The organism is Pseudomonas baetica (assembly GCF_002813455.1).
Lineage (GTDB): Bacteria > Pseudomonadota > Gammaproteobacteria > Pseudomonadales > Pseudomonadaceae > Aquipseudomonas > Aquipseudomonas baetica.
In genome coordinates, this window is the sequence record NZ_PHHE01000001.1 from 4,510,120 (window position 1) to 4,525,644 (window position 15,525).

Sequence of the window (15,525 nt, forward strand, 5' to 3'; positions counted from 1 at the left end):
CGATAGCGGTGTATCAGTCAGAATTGAAGATGACTGACACACGGCATTCGCCAGCAGGCTGGCTCCCACAAGTGTTCTATGTCTTCAGGTAGATACCTTTACGGCATCACCGGCGGCGTGTACGCCAATGTCGTCCCCAGCGCCCACAGCAACAGCAGCACCAGCGGCGTGTGCACCAGCAACTGCACGAACGAGAAACCGATCAGGTCCCGCGCCTTCAAACCGAGCACGCCCAGCAGTGGCAGCATGTAGAACGGGTTGATCAGGTTTGGCAGTGCTTCGGCGGCGTTATAGATCTGCACCGCCCAGCCAAGGTGGTATTGCAGATCGTTGGCAACTTGCATCACGTACGGCGCTTCAATGATCCACTTGCCGCCGCCGGACGGGATGAAGAAACCGAGGATCGCCGAGTACACCCCCATCAACAGCGCATAAGTGTCGTGCGAGGCGATGCTGACGAAGAAGGTCGAGATGTGGTGCGCCAGGGTTTGCGCATCAGCGCCTTTGACCGTGGTCATCAGCGCGGCAATCGAGCCGTACAGCGGGAACTGGATCAGTACGCCCGTGGTGGTCGGCACCGCACGCGCCACCGCATCGAGGAAGCTGCGCGGGCGCCAGTGCAGCAGCGCGCCGAGCATGATGAACAGAAAGTTGTAGGTGTTCAGCCCGGAAATCGCGGTGATCGCCGGTTTGGTCGAGAACTCATGGAACAGCCAACCCGCCGCCAGCAACACCAGCAAGATGATCAGTAGCGGACTGTGCTCCAGCCATTCGCCCGGCCGGGTGCGCGGTTGCAGCGGCGGCAGGTTGAAGGCCGGGTCGATGCCGCAGGCATTGGCGTCGCGCGCCGAGTTCGGGCCTGGCGCAGTGGCGTAGGCGATGATGATCGAAACCACGATCAACGCCAGCAGCATCACGCCGGACTGCCAGAGGAAAATCGTTTCGGTGAACGGAATCACCCCGGTGATCGACAGGATCGACGGCGGCAGGCTGGCGGGGTTGGCCTGCAACTGTGCGGCCGACGACGACAAGCCCAGCGCCCACACCGCGCCAAGACCCAGATAGGCAGCGGCTCCGGCGGCGCGGTAATCCATTTTCAGATCGGTGCGGCGGGCGAGGGCGCGCACCAGCAAACCGCCGAACACCAGCGACAGGCCCCAGTTGAGCAGCGACGCCACCATCGAGATCAACGCGACCCAGGCCACGGCGGAGCGGCCGTTTTTCGGGATGCGCGCCAGGCGATCAATGAGTTTAACGGCGGGCGGCGAACTGGCGACCACGTAGCCGCCGATCACCACGAAAGCCATCTGCATGGTAAATGGAATCAGGCTCCAGAACCCGTCACCGAACGCCATCGCGGCAGCGGTGGGTTTGGCACCCATGGCCAACGTGGCCAACGCGACAATAATCACGGCCAACGCGGCAAATACCCAGGAATCGGGAAACCAGCGTTCGGCAAAGCTTGAACAGCGCAAGGCAAAGCGCGCAGAGCGGCTATCTTCGATATCAACGGCCACGGGAGTACCTCGGATTTTTATGGTTATTTTGGGTCTGCAGAGCGATCAGTGCTTTGGGTGGGAGCGGGCTTGCTCGCGAATGCGGTGGGTCAGTCGGCACTTGTTTGGCTGACACACCGCATTCGCGAGCAAGCCCGCTCCCACAGGTTTTCACTAGGCTGCGGACAGGCATAAACAGTAAATCAACCGCCATCGTTTTGTGAGCAGCTTTTGCCAAACCATGACTATGGTCTAACGGGTTGTTCATCCGCCCATTTGCGTAGACCATGGGCGCCTTGGTTTTTTGCCTGCCAGAGTTCTTTGCCATGACTGCCCACACCACGGCCAAACCTGCGCCGTTCAGCCGCTCCGACTACAAGACCCTCGGCCTTGCGGCCCTTGGCGGGGCGCTGGAGATCTACGATTTCATCATCTTCGTGTTCTTCGCCCTGACCCTCAGCCAGTTGTTCTTCCCGCCGGAAATGCCCGAGTGGCTGCGTCTGCTGCAAAGCTTCGGGATCTTCGTCACCGGCTACCTGGCGCGGCCGCTGGGCGGGATCCTCATGGCGCATTTCGCCGACAAACTCGGGCGCAAGAAAGTCTTCAGCCTGAGCATCCTGATGATGGCGCTGCCGTGCCTGCTGATCGGGATCATGCCGACTTATGCGCAGATCGGTTATTTCGCGCCGCTGCTGTTGCTGGCGCTGCGCATCCTGCAAGGCGCGGCGGTCGGCGGTGAAGTGCCGAGCGCCTGGGTGTTCGTCGCCGAACACGCGCCGACCGGCCATCGTGGTTATGCGCTGGGCTTTTTGCAGGCCGGGCTGACCTTCGGCTATCTGATCGGCGCCCTGACCGCGACTTTCCTGGCGCAAGCCTTCACCCCGGCGCAAATCCTCGATTACGCCTGGCGCTATCCGTTCCTGCTCGGTGGCGTGTTCGGCGTGATCGGTGTCTACCTGCGCCGCTGGTTGAGCGAAACCCCGGTATTCATGGCGATGGAAGCGCAGCGCGAGGCGCGGGTCGAACTGCCGCTGCGCACTGTATTGCGCGAACACCGGCTGGCGATGCTGCCGGCCATGCTGCTGACCTGCGTGCTGACCTCGGCGGTGGTGGTGTTCGTGGTCATCACCCCGACCATGATGCAGAAAACCTTCGGCATGACCGCCGGCCACACCTTTGCCCTGAGCGCTTTGGGCATCGTTTTCCTCAACATCGGCTGCGTGCTCGCCGGTCTGCTGGTTGATCGCATTGGCGCCTGGCGTACCGTCATGCTCTATAGCCTGCTGCTGCCGCTGGGTATCGCCGTGCTCTACGGTTGCTTGATCATGGGTGGCGATTGGGTCGGTCTGGCCTACGCCGTGGCCGGTCTGGCGTGTGGTGTTGTCGGTGCGGTGCCATCGGTGATGGTCGGTTTGTTCCCGGCGCGCATTCGCGTGTCAGGCATTTCCTTCACCTACAACATTGCCTACGCCGCGTGGGCGAGTATCACGCCGTTGTTGCTGATCGGTCTGATGCCGTGGAGCCCATGGATCTGCGTGATGTTCTGCGCGGTGATGGGCGCGGTAGGCGTCCTCAGTGCGGCGTATTTCGGCACACGAATGCCGCGTACGGGACAGTGTCAGGTGGCCGGGACTGCTTGAGCGGATATACCCGAACTATTTTTGACTGATGAGTCTCAAGCGCTCTTCAGAAACGCTTTTCAAGGCCGATGGTTAAGCTGTATTCCCGCTTTTCTACCTGCCATCGGTACTTTCCCATGTTCAACAAACGCTTGAAGCAAGAGCTGGCCGCTCTTCGTGAAGAACTCTCCAGCCTTCTGCAAGTCAAGGAAAGCCTGGAAAGCGAGATGCTGGTGCTGACCCTTGACCCCGACGGACGGATTCAATCGGTCAACCAGAACTTCCTCAACGAGATGCTCTACAAGAGCCAGGACCTGATGGGCCGGGCGCTTGAAGACATCGTCCCGGTCCATGTGAAGTCCGACGAATTTCACCGTCGCTTCAAGAACGCCATGACCCGAGGCGAGCATTTCGCCGGTGCCGTGCGCCTGTTGCGCGGCAATGGTGAAGAGGCCTGGCTGCGTTCGATCGCGCAGCCTGTGCGCTCTTCGGACGGACGGATCAAGAATATCTCGATCTTCTCCAGTGATTTGACCCGCACCATCGAAGCGTCCCGCGAGCACGAAAACCTGATCGGCGCCTTGGTGCGCTCGACCGCCGTGATCGAATTCGACCTCAACGGCAACGTGCTCAACGCCAACGAGCGCTTCCTCAGTGGCATGGGTTACAGCCTGGCGCAGATCAAGGGCAAACATCACCGCATGTTCTGCACGCCTGATGAGTACAACAGCGCCGAGTACCAGAACTTCTGGCGCCGCTTGAACAATGGCGAGTTTGTGGCCGAGCGTTTCAAGCGCGTCGACAGCCATGGTCGTACGGTCTGGCTGGAGGCGTCCTACAACCCGGTGATCGATGCCAACAACAAGCTGTACAAAGTGGTGAAGTTCGCCACGGTGATCACCGATCAGGTCAACCGCGAACAAGCCGTTGCCGATGCGGCCAGCATTGCCTACAGCACCTCGCAACAAACTGACAGCACTGCGCAGCGTGGCACCACCGTGGTCACCGAAGCGGTCAACGTGATGCGTGACTTGTCGCGGCACATGCAGACAGCCAGCGAAGGCATCGAAGCATTGAACGAACAATCGCAAGTGATCGGCTCCATCGTCAAAACCATCAGCGGGATTGCCGAACAGACCAACCTGCTGGCGCTCAACGCCGCCATTGAAGCGGCTCGCGCGGGCGAGCAGGGGCGCGGCTTTGCTGTGGTGGCCGATGAAGTGCGACAACTGGCTTCACGTACCAGCCAGGCGACCGAGGAAATCGTCGGCGTGGTGCGGCAGAACCAAGACATGGCGCGCAACGCGGTCGCACTGATGACCGACGGCAAACTTCAGGCCGAACAAGGGCTGGCGCTCGCGGCGGAGGCGGGCACGGTGATCGTCGAGATTCAGGACGGCGCGCAGAAAGTGGTGGATGCGGTCGGCCAGTTCGCCAATCAACTGTCCCACTGATTTGCACGCCTATCCCTGTAGGAGGGGCCGCCCCGTCTTCGACGCCGCGCTGTCGCGCAGCAAACTGGGGCTAGAGTAGAAGAGCGCGCGCGGGGCAGAGACCGTCATTAGCACTGGTGTGACAGCACCCGAGTAGGAGAGTGGTCCGCACGGTATCGGCGTGGAGTCGCTGAAGGCACGGCATGCCGTGACCTCGTATAAGAGAGTGAACCCCTTCGCCACCGTGTACCCCGCGCGCGCTTTTCAATCCTGCGAGGAATTGTCATGGCGCGCAAGAACCAAAAACGCTTTGAGATTGTTCATCACGACTGCGCCGGCATCGATGTGGGTAGTCGTGAGCATTGGGTCGCGGTCAATCCTGATCGATCCGATCCGCCTGTTCGTAAATTTTTGACCTTCACCGATGACCTGATCGCGCTGGCCGACTGGCTTGAGTCGTTGAAGATCAAAGTGGTGGCCATGGAGGCGACCGGCGTTTATTGGATTCCTCTTTTCGAAGTGCTCGATGCCCGGGGATTCGAGGTTTATCTGGTCAACTCGCGGGCGACGCGACAGACCTCCGGCCGCAAATCCGATGTTCTGGATTGCCAGTGGATCTGGCAACTGATGACGCACGGCCTGTTGAGCGGGGCTTTTCGTCCAGCCGATGAAATTTGCTCGATGCGCTCGCTGGTACGGCAACGTGCCAATAAAGTCGCCGATCAAGCCAAAACCATCAACCGCATGCAGAAAGCCCTGAGCCAGATGAACATCCAGCTGGCCAATGTTATCAGCGACATTAGCGGCGTGACCGGGATGAAAATCCTCCAGGCAATAAATCAGGGTGAGCGCGATCCTCACGCTCTAGCCGCCTTGCGAGATCGGCGTATCAAGGCAGACCACGCCACCATCGCCCGCAGCCTGCACGGCAATTGGCGCATGGAGCACCTGCATGCACTACGTCAGGAACTGGCGTGCTACGACTTTCTGGAAACACAAATCGCCGAGTGCGACAGGGCCATCGCACAAGCGCTTGAACGACTGCCCGTGCGTCAGGAAGAAGTCCCAGCGGCGTGTAAAGCGCTTCGCAACACTCATCGCTCGGCTGCGCAACAGACGGCCCTGCATCAGGCATTGGGCCAGGTGATGGGCGTGGATTTAACCGCCATCCCCACGATCGGGGTGGATACCGCGCTGGTGCTGGCCAGCGAGTTGGGCCCGGACTTGTCACGCTTCCCGACCTCACAACACTTTTGCTCATGGTTGGGTGTCGCGCCGCCAACCCGAATATCGGGCGGCAAACCTCTTCCGGGCAGAGCACCGAAGGTCATCAATCGAGCGGCTCAAGCGCTCAAGCAATCGGCTTCTAACGCCCGAAACGACAAAAGTTTTATCGGTGCCAGCCACCGGGCACGCTTAAGCAGAATGGATACGGGCTGCGCCATCAAAGCAACCGCCCATCAACTGGCTCGGCTGATTTACGCCATGCTGACCAAGGGACAGCCGTATGTTGAGCAAGGTTTGGAAGCTTACGAAGAAAAAAGCCGCAGCCGGCAACTGCGCGCCTTGGAACGCAAGGCACGCAAGCTGGGGATGCAGTTGGTGATGGCTGGATAGAATTTAGAGCAAAAACAATGCGTTATTTTTTGTTTGATAAGAGCTGTCGAGTGAAACGAGGCTGCGATCTTTTGATTTTGGTTTAAGGATCAAGGTCAAAATCAAAAGGTCGCAGCGTGCCGCAGCTCCTACAGGGTTTCTTCGCCAGCAGTTCTTTTTGTGGTCTGGCGCTACAATCGGCTCCTTTTTCCCCGGAGCAGATGCCCATGAGCGATTCCCACCGCCGCCCGGTTCCCCTAAACAAAGCCTACCGCCTGCTCAACCACGGCCCGACCGTTCTGGTCAGCGCTGCCCATGATGGCCAGCGCAACATCATGGCCGCTGCGTGGGCGATGCCGCTGGATTTCGAGCCGCCGAAAGTCGCCGTGGTACTCGACAAATCCACCTGGACGCGGCAACTGCTAGAAGCGTCCGGCACCTTCGTACTCAATGTGCCATGCGTCAATCAGGCCGACATCGTGCAAACCGTCGGCAACACGTCCGGTCTGGAAATCACTCAAAACCAGCGGCAGGACAAGTTCCAGGCGTATGGCTTGCAGACCTTCAGCGGTGAACAAGTCGAAGCGCCGCTGCTCGACGGATGTGTTGCCTGGCTGGAATGTCGTTTGCTGCCCGAGCCGCGCAATCACGAGCAATACGACCTGTTCCTCGCCGAAGTCATCGCCGCTCACGCCGATGAACGTGTGTTCAGTGACGGGCGCTGGCATTTCGAGGGGCATGATGGTTTGCGCACGCTGCACCACGTGGCGGGCGGGCATTTCCTGACGATTGGTGACGCGGTGGATGGCAAGACGCTGGCGCTTTGAATGGCGGTTGATGGCAAACTATTGCCGAATGTTGCAAGGTAGGGGCATTGTCGAACCCATCAGGCACGTACCCCATGGACCTTTCCCTTTCGAGTTATCTCGCTCCGTTGCTGTCGCTGGCGTTGTTTTGGACGGTTGCGGTGGTCACGCCCGGCCCGAACTTCTTCAACATCGCTCAACTCGCAGTTAGCCGCTCCCGCCGCCATGGCGTGTTAGCGGCGCTCGGCGTTGCCAGCGGAACGGTGTTGTGGGGACTGGCGGGCGGTCTGGGCATCCAGTCATTGTTCAGCGCGGCACCGGCGCTTTACCTGAGCTTCAAGATCGCCGGCGGCTGTTACCTGATCTATCTCGGGCTCAAGCAATTCAAACGCAAGGCGCCCATTGCCCCCGGCGCTTCAGATTCATCGGAGCAAACATTGCTTGGCGCTTACGCGCGGGGCTTGCTGGGCAACATGACCAACCCCAAGTCGGCGCTGTTTGTCGCCACCATCTTCGCCACCGCAATGCCGGTCCACATACCGCCGTTGCTGCTGGCGCTGGCGGTGATGAGCATGGCCACGTTGTCGTTCAGTTGGTATTGCAGCGTGGCGCTGTTCTTCGCCAGTCGGCGGATTGCTGGTGTTTACGAGCGCTCACGTAAATGGCTGGATCGGTTGGCGGGCGGTTGTTATCTGCTGTTTGGTGCGCATTTGGTGGCTAGTCGCTGATTCGTGATCGCCAGGAAAAAACTCGATCTCAGAGCATAAAAAAAGGTTCTTCACGGATTACCGGGAAAGACGCTCTTGATTTTCATGAAAAAGAATTCGCTATCCCGGTAACCGTACGCCATCCGTTTGATAACCTTTATTCGATTGTTTATGCCTTCCAACTGCCCCGTGTGCATCGGCCAGCGAACCCGGCTGACGATTCCCCGCCAGTAACCCTTTAGCCGTTTGGCGAACAGGATCAGAGCCGGTATCGCGCTTTCATCAGCGTGGCGCAGCCATTGCTTCCAGGCTGATCTCCAGCCCCAGGCGGTACTTGGCGTCCAGAGCGTTTTGAGTTCAGCTTTCATCAAGTAGACCGTCATCAACGCTTGGTTGGCCGCCAGCAAATCCTCCAAGCGGACCTGTTGCTCCGGTGTTTTCAGGTTCTGCGGGTTGCGCAGGAGCAGCCAACGCGCTTGCTTGATGACCTTTCGGGCCGGCTTGTCGTGACGCAGTCGATTGGCTTCGTCGACGCGAACCCGATCAATCACCTCTCGGCCATATTTGGCCACCACATGGAAAAGATCGTAGACCACTCGCGCTTTTGGGCAGTGCTGACGAACCTCCAGATCAAAAGCGGTGTTCATGTCCATTGCCACCGCTTCGATTCGGGCGCACCCCTCTGGCCCCAGCTCTTCGAAAAATGGCCTGACCGCCGCCCGGCTGCGGCCTTCGCCGATCCACAGCACCCGTCGCGTATCCGCGTCCAGAACAACGCTGGCATAACGATGACCTTTGAATAATGCGAACTCGTCCATCACCAAGCGTCGCGGTTGCGCCTTTGGCAAAACGCTCAATGCTGCTTGCAAGGCTCGACGCTCCAGCACCCGAACGGTCTCCCAATGCAGCCCAAACATCTGCGCTACGTGCAACGTGGGAAGGCGTTCACAGGCTTGAATGACCGCCTCTGCCAGACGCCGTGTCATACGGGCATAGCGATCCAGCCAACTGACGGCCTCCATGCGTTTGCCACAGTCGCGGCAACCAACGCGTCGGAGCAAAACGCTCAGGCGTACTGCGCGACCGAGAATGGGTAAATCACGAATGACTCGCTGGCAATACTCATGCGTGGTTGAACAGGGTTTTTGGCACCCACCACAGGAAGGGAATCGGGTGGCGTGGGGTGTCAGATCGATCTGGAGGGCATCACCATCAGGCTTGATCGTGACGACAGAAAAGCCCTCCCAAAAAGGAAGGAAAGTATTAATATCGTGCATAAGAACGCCGGTTTGTTAGATGTGTTTGCTCGCACGAACATCATCAATCAAATCGGCGTTCTTGTTTCTGTGTTTCCCGGGATTCCGTGAAGAACCTAAAAAAAGGCCTACCTCCCGGTAAGCCTTTTCCATTTACTGCGTAGCCCTCAATCCCCCAACGCTTCCCCTTCACGTCGAGGATCCGCGCCACCGGCCAGCGACGCATTCCCCTGCGTATCCTTGACCCGCACGATGGCCTGGGTGCCGCTGGTCATGTCGATTTCATTCACCGTGTGACCTTTGTCCTTCAACGCCTGAACAAGCGCCGGGCTGAACTGGCCTTGTTCCAGTTCGGTCGGGCCGTTGCGGCTGCCGAAGTTGGGCAGGCTGATGGCGCTTTGCGGGTCGAGGTTCCAGTCGAGCAGGCCGACGGTGGTTTTGGCCACGTATTCGATGATCTGCGAGCCGCCCGGTGAGCCGACGCTGGCAAGGAATTCGCCGCTGTGGCGATCGAAGATCAGCGTTGGCGCCATCGACGAGCGCGGGCGTTTTAAGGGCTCGACGCGGTTGGCGACTTTCTGCCCGTTCTCTTCGGGGATGAACGAGAAGTCGGTCATCTGGTTGTTCAGCAAGAAGCCCTGAACCATCAGGTGTGAGCCAAACGCCGCTTCGATGGTGGTGGTCATCGACACGGCGCCGCCGAGGTCATCCACCGCCACCACTTGCGAGGTGGAGATGCGCAGCGGCGAGCGATCCGGCGCGTAGGCCACCTGCACACCCGGCGGCGTGCCCGGTTTGGCGCTGCCCATGCTGCGTTCGCCGATCAGGCTGGCGCGGCTGGCCAGATAACCCGGATCGACCAGGCCTTTGACCGGTACGGGCACGAAGTCGGTGTCGGCGACGTATTGCGCGCGGTCGGCGTAGGCCAGGCGTTCGGCTTCGGCGATCAGGTGCACGGCCTGCGGATCCGGTTCGATGCCGGCCGGTTTGTCAGTCTTGTGGGGTTTTAGCGGGGTCAGCGAAAGGCGCGGGTCGCGGGTTTCCAGTGCCTGCAAGGTGCCAAGAATCTGCGCCACGGCAATCCCGCCCGACGACGGTGGCGGCATGCCGCAGACCTGCCAGCGCTTGTAGTCGGTGCACAGCGGCGCGCGCTCCTTGGCCTGATAGCGTTGCAGATCGTTCAACGACAGGCTGCCGGGGTTGGCGTGGCCCTGAACCTTGGCGACGATCTCTTCGGCAATCGGGCCTTTGTACAACGCATCGGCGCCTTCGTTGGCGATGCGTTTGAGCACCGCAGCCAGCGCCGGGTTTTGCAGGTGGGTGCCGACGGCTTTGACGCTGCCATCGTGGTTGAGGAAGTACGCGGCCATGTCCGGCGACTTACGAATGACCGGGTCTGACGCCAGCAGCGAATACAGACGAGGAGAGATCGCAAAGCCTTGTTCGGCCAGTTTGATCGCCGGCTCGAACAGCTTCGCCCACGGCAGGCGACCGTGTTGTTTATGCGCCATCTCCAGCGCACGCAACACGCCCGGTGTGCCAACCGACCGGCCGCCAATCTGCGCCTGCGGGAACGGCATCGGTTTACCGTCGGCTTGCAGGAACAGCTTCTCGGTGGCACCGGCCGGTGCGGTTTCGCGACCGTCGTAGGTGCGCACCTGTTTGCCGTCCCAAAGCACGATCATCGCGCCGCCACCAATCCCGGAGGATTGCGGCTCAACCAGCGTCAGTACCGCTTGCATCGCAATCGCTGCATCAATCGCCGAACCGCCCTGACGCAGCATCTCGCGACCGGCTTCAGCGGCCAATGGATTCGCAGCGGCGGCCATGTGTTTACTGGCGTGGCGGGTTTGCAGGTCGGTGCGGTAACCGGAGGCGGCTTCCGGCGCCAACGGCAGGGTCGAGGAGGGTGGCGCGTTGCACGCGGTGAGGGTCAGGGCGCTGATGATCAGCGTCAGGGCTGGCAGGCGAAAGCGGCTCAAGGGCAAGGCTGAAAACACGCGGGCTCTCCGTCCGTGGGATAAAAGTCTGAGGGACTTTATCGACCGACTGTGTAGGACGCAATCCGCTGATGTGTTTCTCCTTCATGCCTTGGCGAGTTTTCTGTAGGGTCGGTGGCAATTGATTGACTACGAACATCCCCTTGTAGGAGTGAGCCTGCTCGCGATAGCGCTGGACCAGTCAGCATTGATGCTGAATGTAATTGCGCGATCGCGAGCAGGCTCACTCCTACAGTTCAAAGGCATAAAAATCACAAGAGGCCAAGAATGCACAGCGAGTTCCCCACCGAATCCAGCTACCGCGATCAACGCGAACGGTTTCTGGTCGCCGCCAATGCCGCTGGCGCCACGCTCATTTCGTACGCGCATCCGCGTTGCGGGCCATTCGGCGAACCCTTGAGCACTGACGTCGCCATACTTGGCAATCCGCAAGCCAAACGTCGGCTGGTGGCGCTGAGCGGTACGCACGGAGTGGAGGGTTATTACGGCTCCGACTGTCAGATCGACTGGCTGAAAACCTTCGTGACGGGTTCGCTGCCCAAGGATGTTGCCGTGGTGATGGTTCACCTGATCAATCCCTGGGGCACGGCGTGGTTGCGGCGGGTCAACGAAGACAACATCGACCTCAATCGCAATCACCTGAATTTCACCTCGCCGCTACCGGATAACCGCGCTTACAGCGCACTGCATGAAATCTACGCCTGCCGCGACCTGAACGGCCCCGAGCGACAACGTGCCGATGCCTTGCTGGCTGCGCAGATTGATGAGCATGGTTGGCCGGCGGTGATGTCGATCGTCGAGGGCGGTCAGCACAGCCATCCCGATGGATTGTTTTACGGTGGCCGCGCGGCGAGCTGGTCGAATCGCACGTTGCATCAAATCATCGAAGCGCATCTGGCTGGCGCTGAAACGCTGATGTGCTTCGACCTGCACACTGGCGCTGGCGAGTACGGCCACCCAATGTTGCTCACCATCACCCAAGCGCCTTACCCGGCACTCGCGCAGGCCCAGACGATCTACGGCCCATGGCTCTACACCTTGCACACCGGCGCCGACACCCTGAGCGAAACCGGTGTGGCGGCGACGGCTACCGGTTACACCTCGCAGGCGTTGCTTAATGCTTTACCGAACGTGCAGTTGATGCCGTTCGTGATCGAGTGCGGGACGTATCCGGGGGCGAATGTGCATCGGCATTTACGCGATGACCATTGGCTGCATCTGCATGGCGATCCGCTGGACGCGATGGGGAGGGGGATCAAGTTGAATCTGCTGGAGCAGTTTTATCCGGCTGATCCGGACTGGAGGGCGATGGTGGGGTTGCGGACTCGGCAGATCTGGGCGAAGGGGGTGACGGCGCTGTCGGCAGAAAACCCGAAGTAGGTCAGACATAGCATTGTGGTGAGGGGATTTATCCACGATGGACTGCGTAGCAGCCCCATTTATTTCTACTGAGAAGAGGGGGGCGCTGCGCACCCCATCGGGGATAAATCCCCTCGCCACGGGTTCGGTGTTGTTTCGAGGGATAAAAAGCGCTTATTGCTTAAATACGGGCAGTCCATTAGCAGCACGCCATGCCGCAACTGTACGAGCTATACCAGCGGACGACGTGTCAGCTCCGGGTTCGGGATAATAAATGAGGTCCATCCCGTCTGGGTGCCCAATAACCTCGTTGAAGTGCCGCACTAAGACATCTGCATGCTTATCTGTGGGCGCTTTATCTTCTTTTCTAATCTCGTCCACGAACTCCACGAACTCTTGTTCAGTGTAGTCCGCGACGCTGCGTTTGATGAATGGATCGGCCATGTTGTTATTTTCTACGACGCGTCGAGCTGCTAAGCATTCTTGAACCCTGGCAAGCCCTGCGCTGCTCGCCAGTCTTTTACAATTTGCGTTACGCCCTGAGGTGAGCTATCCGCACCAGTCTCTGGGTAATAGATAAGATCCGACCCGGCCGGGTGTTCGCTGATTTTCTCGAAGTGCAACAACAGCAAATCATCACGGTCATCGTTTTCGGCTTCTTCGTCTTCTTTGGCGAGTTCTTCCAAGAGCGCGACGAACTCGGCTTCGGTGTAATCCGAAATTCTGCTTTTGGTAAGAGGAGAGATCATATTTTGGGTTCGATACCTATTGCTTGAAGCCCGGAAGTCCATTAGTGGCACGCCACTCCTTTACAGTCTTCGCAATGCCCTCAGCAGAACTGTTTGCTCCTGGCTCGGGATAAAAAATCAGGTCGGTTCCATCCGGGTGACCGGTAAGCGTTCTGAACTGTGCCAGCAGTTCACCAAGCTCCGTATCCGATCCACATTTGTTGGTTGCCCGTATTTTTTCAATGAAGCGGATAAATTCGGCTTCTGTGTATTCGGATATTTTTACCATGTGCGTTCACTAATTTTTGTGCTGGCTGATGTGATTTCTAGGGGTGTTGATGCGGAGGTTGTCTATGTCGTACACAGCGCCGCCGTCTACGATCCGCTCGACGTGATGTATTTCAAATACGCCTCGTGTGCCAACGGCCTCTCTATCTCGAACGGCGGGAGCATTGCCTGACACTAAACGATCTTGGGCATCCACATTGAACTGATCAAACAGGGCTGGATCATCCCGCACGGCCTGCCAGAATGCTTTCCGAAATGCATCGAAGCTCGAAAACTCCCTCCCCCTAAGCCTATCCGCAATCCGTGTCGGAATCGGCGCACCGATCCCCGTTCCGGCTCCAGCAAGCCATATACCCGGAACATCCTCCCCAACCCCCGTCACCGTGCCCGGCGTCAGTCTCGCCGGCCTCGAGAACACTACATATAGCGACTTAAGCCCAGTGTCCGCCGGGAACACCAGAATACAATCCTCGGCAGTAATGTCCTCGCCGGGCAGGCCTTCTATCTGGGTATCTGTGTTCTCGGGAATCGGATGAACAAGGATCGTGTTCAGTTGCTCGCCGTGTTCGGGATAGACCAGCGGCGGCATAGATCCTAGGGGCCCGCGCTGCGGCGTCCACAAAATGGTAATGCCGTTGAGCTTGGCCTCCATCGCAGTCTTGTCGCTGTTCCACTCGACGTTGACAGTACGCACCGAGTCATCGCCCGAAGCGCCGGAGTGGATGCCGTAAACCTGCATGACCCCTTCGGCATCATGCCGAAACTGGAAGCGCACACGAGTGGGCGCGCGGCTCATGCGGCGCAGTTGCTCATCGGTATGCAGCGTGCCGTCACCCATGCGGGTCGGCAGCATCCCGAGGACGAACACGCTGGCCGGCCCGGCAGCGCCGCGAATTGCCCAGTTGAGGCGCTGTTGCAGAATCCCGCCGCCCGCCAAACGCCCCAAGGCCAGATCGGCACCTATTGCCGTCGCGACAGCGGTGCTGGCGGAGGGAAAGAGCATGGCACCCGCGACCATGACCTTGCCGAAGTTGGCGGCGGACTCGGGCACCGTGCCAGCGTCCGTTCGGCACCAGTTACCCGGCGTGCAGGACTTCGCGAACACCTGATCTTCGCGGGGCCTGGGCGTTGGCCATTCATCCTTTTCGATGTACACCGGCTCCGGCGCGGGGGGCGGATTCCACGCAGCCCATGAGCCGTTTCCGCTCGGACGTTTCCAAGGCCAAGCTTCATCGAAGAGAGATTTGAATCGAGCCATGCCAACTCCCTGTATGGCTTTGAATCGAGCCAGGGAAGCTTGTCGGTCGATGGGGAATTCGGGCAAACGGATGGGTTGAATTTCAGGCGCGAGATTTTACGAAAAATCCTATTCGTACCTGAAACGGACCCGTTTCCTACAGCGCTCTCCCGGCCTGTTGATTGGCGATTGATTCAAATGCACCAGCGGTGTTTTACGCTTGTAGTCTTTCGGTTTGGATGGAGGGGCGGTCTGCATTTCTCCTACAGACTTTTCAGGTCGACAACTTACGCACCGTTGCCTGAGGATGTTTTCTGTTGTTTTTTTCAGGATGGATTTCAGATGAAAAGGATGAGTCCGTTGCCATTCAACTCTATTTTCAGTCGGCCATTGTCATGAGCATTTCCAATGAGGATCGCGATTTTCTGGTGGCGATGGGCAGTCGCATTGCTCACTTACGCACAGTGCACGAGATTACACAGACGCGGTTTGCACGGGCTTTAGGTCTTTCCCGGCAGACCTTTCAGGGTTACGAGGAGGGCACGCGCAGCATGCCGGTCACGACACTGGTGAAGATGGCATTTGCGCTTCGCGTGCCTGTTGAAGACCTGCTCGGGGTTCCCTCGTACACGGAGAAGCCAAGACGCAGCTTGACCTCGACGTGGTATCGACGGCTGCAGTCCATCAATGAGCTTTCGAAGGTTCAACAGAAGGTTATTGCGCAGATGCTCGACGCCCTGATCGCACAGGCAGCGACCAAAACAAGCGACGAAGAGGGGGATGCTTTGAAGTAGCAGATCACCGAGACTTTTCTCGAGGCATAAAAAAACGGCCTACCTTTCGGTAAGCCGTTTTTAGTACTTGGTGGCTACACAGGGACTTGAACCCCGGACCCCAGCATTATGAATGCTATGCTCTAACCAACTGAGCTATGTAGCCAAGTGGCGCGCATTATTCCCCTGAAATGGAAAAGCGTCAAGCGTAAATTTAAAATATTTCT

Annotated in this window: 14 protein-coding genes, 1 tRNA gene and 2 pseudogenes; 9 read left to right on the top strand and 8 right to left on the bottom strand. The window is 58.9% G+C overall.

All coding sequences use genetic code 11. From position 1 onward, the window contains the following. Positions 1–98 precede the first annotated feature (98 nt). On the bottom strand, positions 99–1,517 hold the full coding sequence (locus ATI02_RS20885) for a short-chain fatty acid transporter (protein WP_100847213.1): 1,419 nt from the start codon (positions 1,515–1,517) through the stop codon (positions 99–101). Positions 1,518–1,822: 305 nt separating this feature from the next. Here ATI02_RS20885 and ATI02_RS20890 point away from each other — a divergent pair, with 305 nt between their 5' ends. The 6 genes and pseudogenes from ATI02_RS20890 to ATI02_RS20910 all read left to right on the top strand — a co-directional run bounded on the left by ATI02_RS20890 (position 1,823) and on the right by ATI02_RS20910 (position 7,678). Beyond that, positions 1,823–3,136 carry an MFS transporter gene (locus ATI02_RS20890; protein WP_095190636.1) on the top strand — a complete coding sequence of 438 codons (1,314 nt, stop codon included), beginning with the start codon at positions 1,823–1,825 and terminating at the stop codon, positions 3,134–3,136. A 206-nt stretch (positions 3,137–3,342) separates the two neighbouring features. Then, positions 3,343–4,029: pseudogene (locus ATI02_RS33330) on the top strand (PAS domain-containing protein); the annotation flags it as partial. A 102-nt stretch (positions 4,030–4,131) separates the two neighbouring features. Next, positions 4,132–4,569, top strand: a pseudogene (locus ATI02_RS33335) (methyl-accepting chemotaxis protein); the annotation flags it as partial. A gap of 264 nt (positions 4,570–4,833) precedes the next feature. After that, positions 4,834–6,165, top strand: coding sequence for an IS110 family RNA-guided transposase (locus ATI02_RS20900; RefSeq protein WP_095191980.1), 1,332 nt, complete (start codon positions 4,834–4,836; stop codon positions 6,163–6,165). A gap of 206 nt (positions 6,166–6,371) precedes the next feature. After that, the gene (locus tag ATI02_RS20905; protein WP_095190634.1) at positions 6,372–6,971 is read left to right on the top strand and encodes a flavin reductase family protein; all 600 of its coding nucleotides are present in this window, start codon (positions 6,372–6,374) and stop codon (positions 6,969–6,971) included. Between the two features lie 74 nt (positions 6,972–7,045). Beyond that, positions 7,046–7,678 (top strand): LysE family translocator, encoded by a 633-nt coding sequence (locus ATI02_RS20910; RefSeq protein ID WP_100847214.1) that lies wholly within the window; start codon positions 7,046–7,048, stop codon positions 7,676–7,678. Positions 7,679–7,728: 50 nt separating this feature from the next. On the opposite strand, the gene ATI02_RS20915 is transcribed toward ATI02_RS20910, so the two are convergent. Continuing rightward, entirely contained in the window at positions 7,729–8,880 is a 1,152-nt protein-coding gene (locus tag ATI02_RS20915; RefSeq protein ID WP_238156162.1) for an ISL3 family transposase, read from the bottom strand. Between ATI02_RS20915 and ATI02_RS32745 the strand changes: the two genes are divergently transcribed. Next, entirely contained in the window at positions 8,803–9,024 is a 222-nt protein-coding gene (locus tag ATI02_RS32745) for a hypothetical protein (RefSeq protein WP_238156214.1), read from the top strand. The two genes, ATI02_RS20915 and ATI02_RS32745, sit on opposite strands and share 78 nt — an antisense overlap. Positions 9,025–9,080: 56 nt before the next feature. Here ATI02_RS32745 and ggt read toward each other — a convergent pair whose 3' ends face one another. Continuing rightward, positions 9,081–10,913 (bottom strand): gamma-glutamyltransferase, encoded by a 1,833-nt coding sequence (gene ggt, locus ATI02_RS20920; RefSeq protein WP_100847215.1) that lies wholly within the window; start codon positions 10,911–10,913, stop codon positions 9,081–9,083. 267 nt (positions 10,914–11,180) lie between these two features. On the opposite strand from ggt, the gene ATI02_RS20925 reads away from it, so the two are divergent. Next, entirely contained in the window at positions 11,181–12,293 is a 1,113-nt protein-coding gene (locus tag ATI02_RS20925) for a DUF2817 domain-containing protein (RefSeq protein WP_100847216.1), read from the top strand. 153 nt (positions 12,294–12,446) lie between these two features. On the opposite strand, the gene ATI02_RS20930 is transcribed toward ATI02_RS20925, so the two are convergent. Genes ATI02_RS20930 through ATI02_RS20945 form a run of 4 tightly spaced genes read right to left on the bottom strand, consistent with a single transcriptional unit; the run spans position 12,447 to position 14,546 of the window. Further along, positions 12,447–12,716: a bacteriocin immunity protein gene (locus ATI02_RS20930; protein ID WP_100847217.1), complete on the bottom strand. Its 270-nt coding sequence runs from the start codon at positions 12,714–12,716 to the stop codon at positions 12,447–12,449. 29 nt (positions 12,717–12,745) lie between these two features. Next, positions 12,746–13,021: a bacteriocin immunity protein gene (locus tag ATI02_RS20935; RefSeq protein ID WP_100847218.1), complete on the bottom strand. Its 276-nt coding sequence runs from the start codon at positions 13,019–13,021 to the stop codon at positions 12,746–12,748. A gap of 16 nt (positions 13,022–13,037) precedes the next feature. Then, positions 13,038–13,289 (bottom strand): bacteriocin immunity protein, encoded by a 252-nt coding sequence (locus tag ATI02_RS20940; protein WP_100847219.1) that lies wholly within the window; start codon positions 13,287–13,289, stop codon positions 13,038–13,040. A gap of 9 nt (positions 13,290–13,298) precedes the next feature. Then, the gene (locus ATI02_RS20945; protein ID WP_100847220.1) at positions 13,299–14,546 is read right to left on the bottom strand and encodes an S-type pyocin domain-containing protein; all 1,248 of its coding nucleotides are present in this window, start codon (positions 14,544–14,546) and stop codon (positions 13,299–13,301) included. Positions 14,547–14,842: 296 nt separating this feature from the next. Here ATI02_RS20945 and ATI02_RS20950 point away from each other — a divergent pair, with 296 nt between their 5' ends. Next, entirely contained in the window at positions 14,843–15,319 is a 477-nt protein-coding gene (locus ATI02_RS20950) for a helix-turn-helix domain-containing protein (protein ID WP_100847221.1), read from the top strand. A gap of 68 nt (positions 15,320–15,387) precedes the next feature. On the opposite strand, the gene ATI02_RS20955 is transcribed toward ATI02_RS20950, so the two are convergent. Next, a tRNA-Met gene (locus tag ATI02_RS20955) sits at positions 15,388–15,464 on the bottom strand. Between the last annotated feature and the right edge of the window lie 61 nt (positions 15,465–15,525).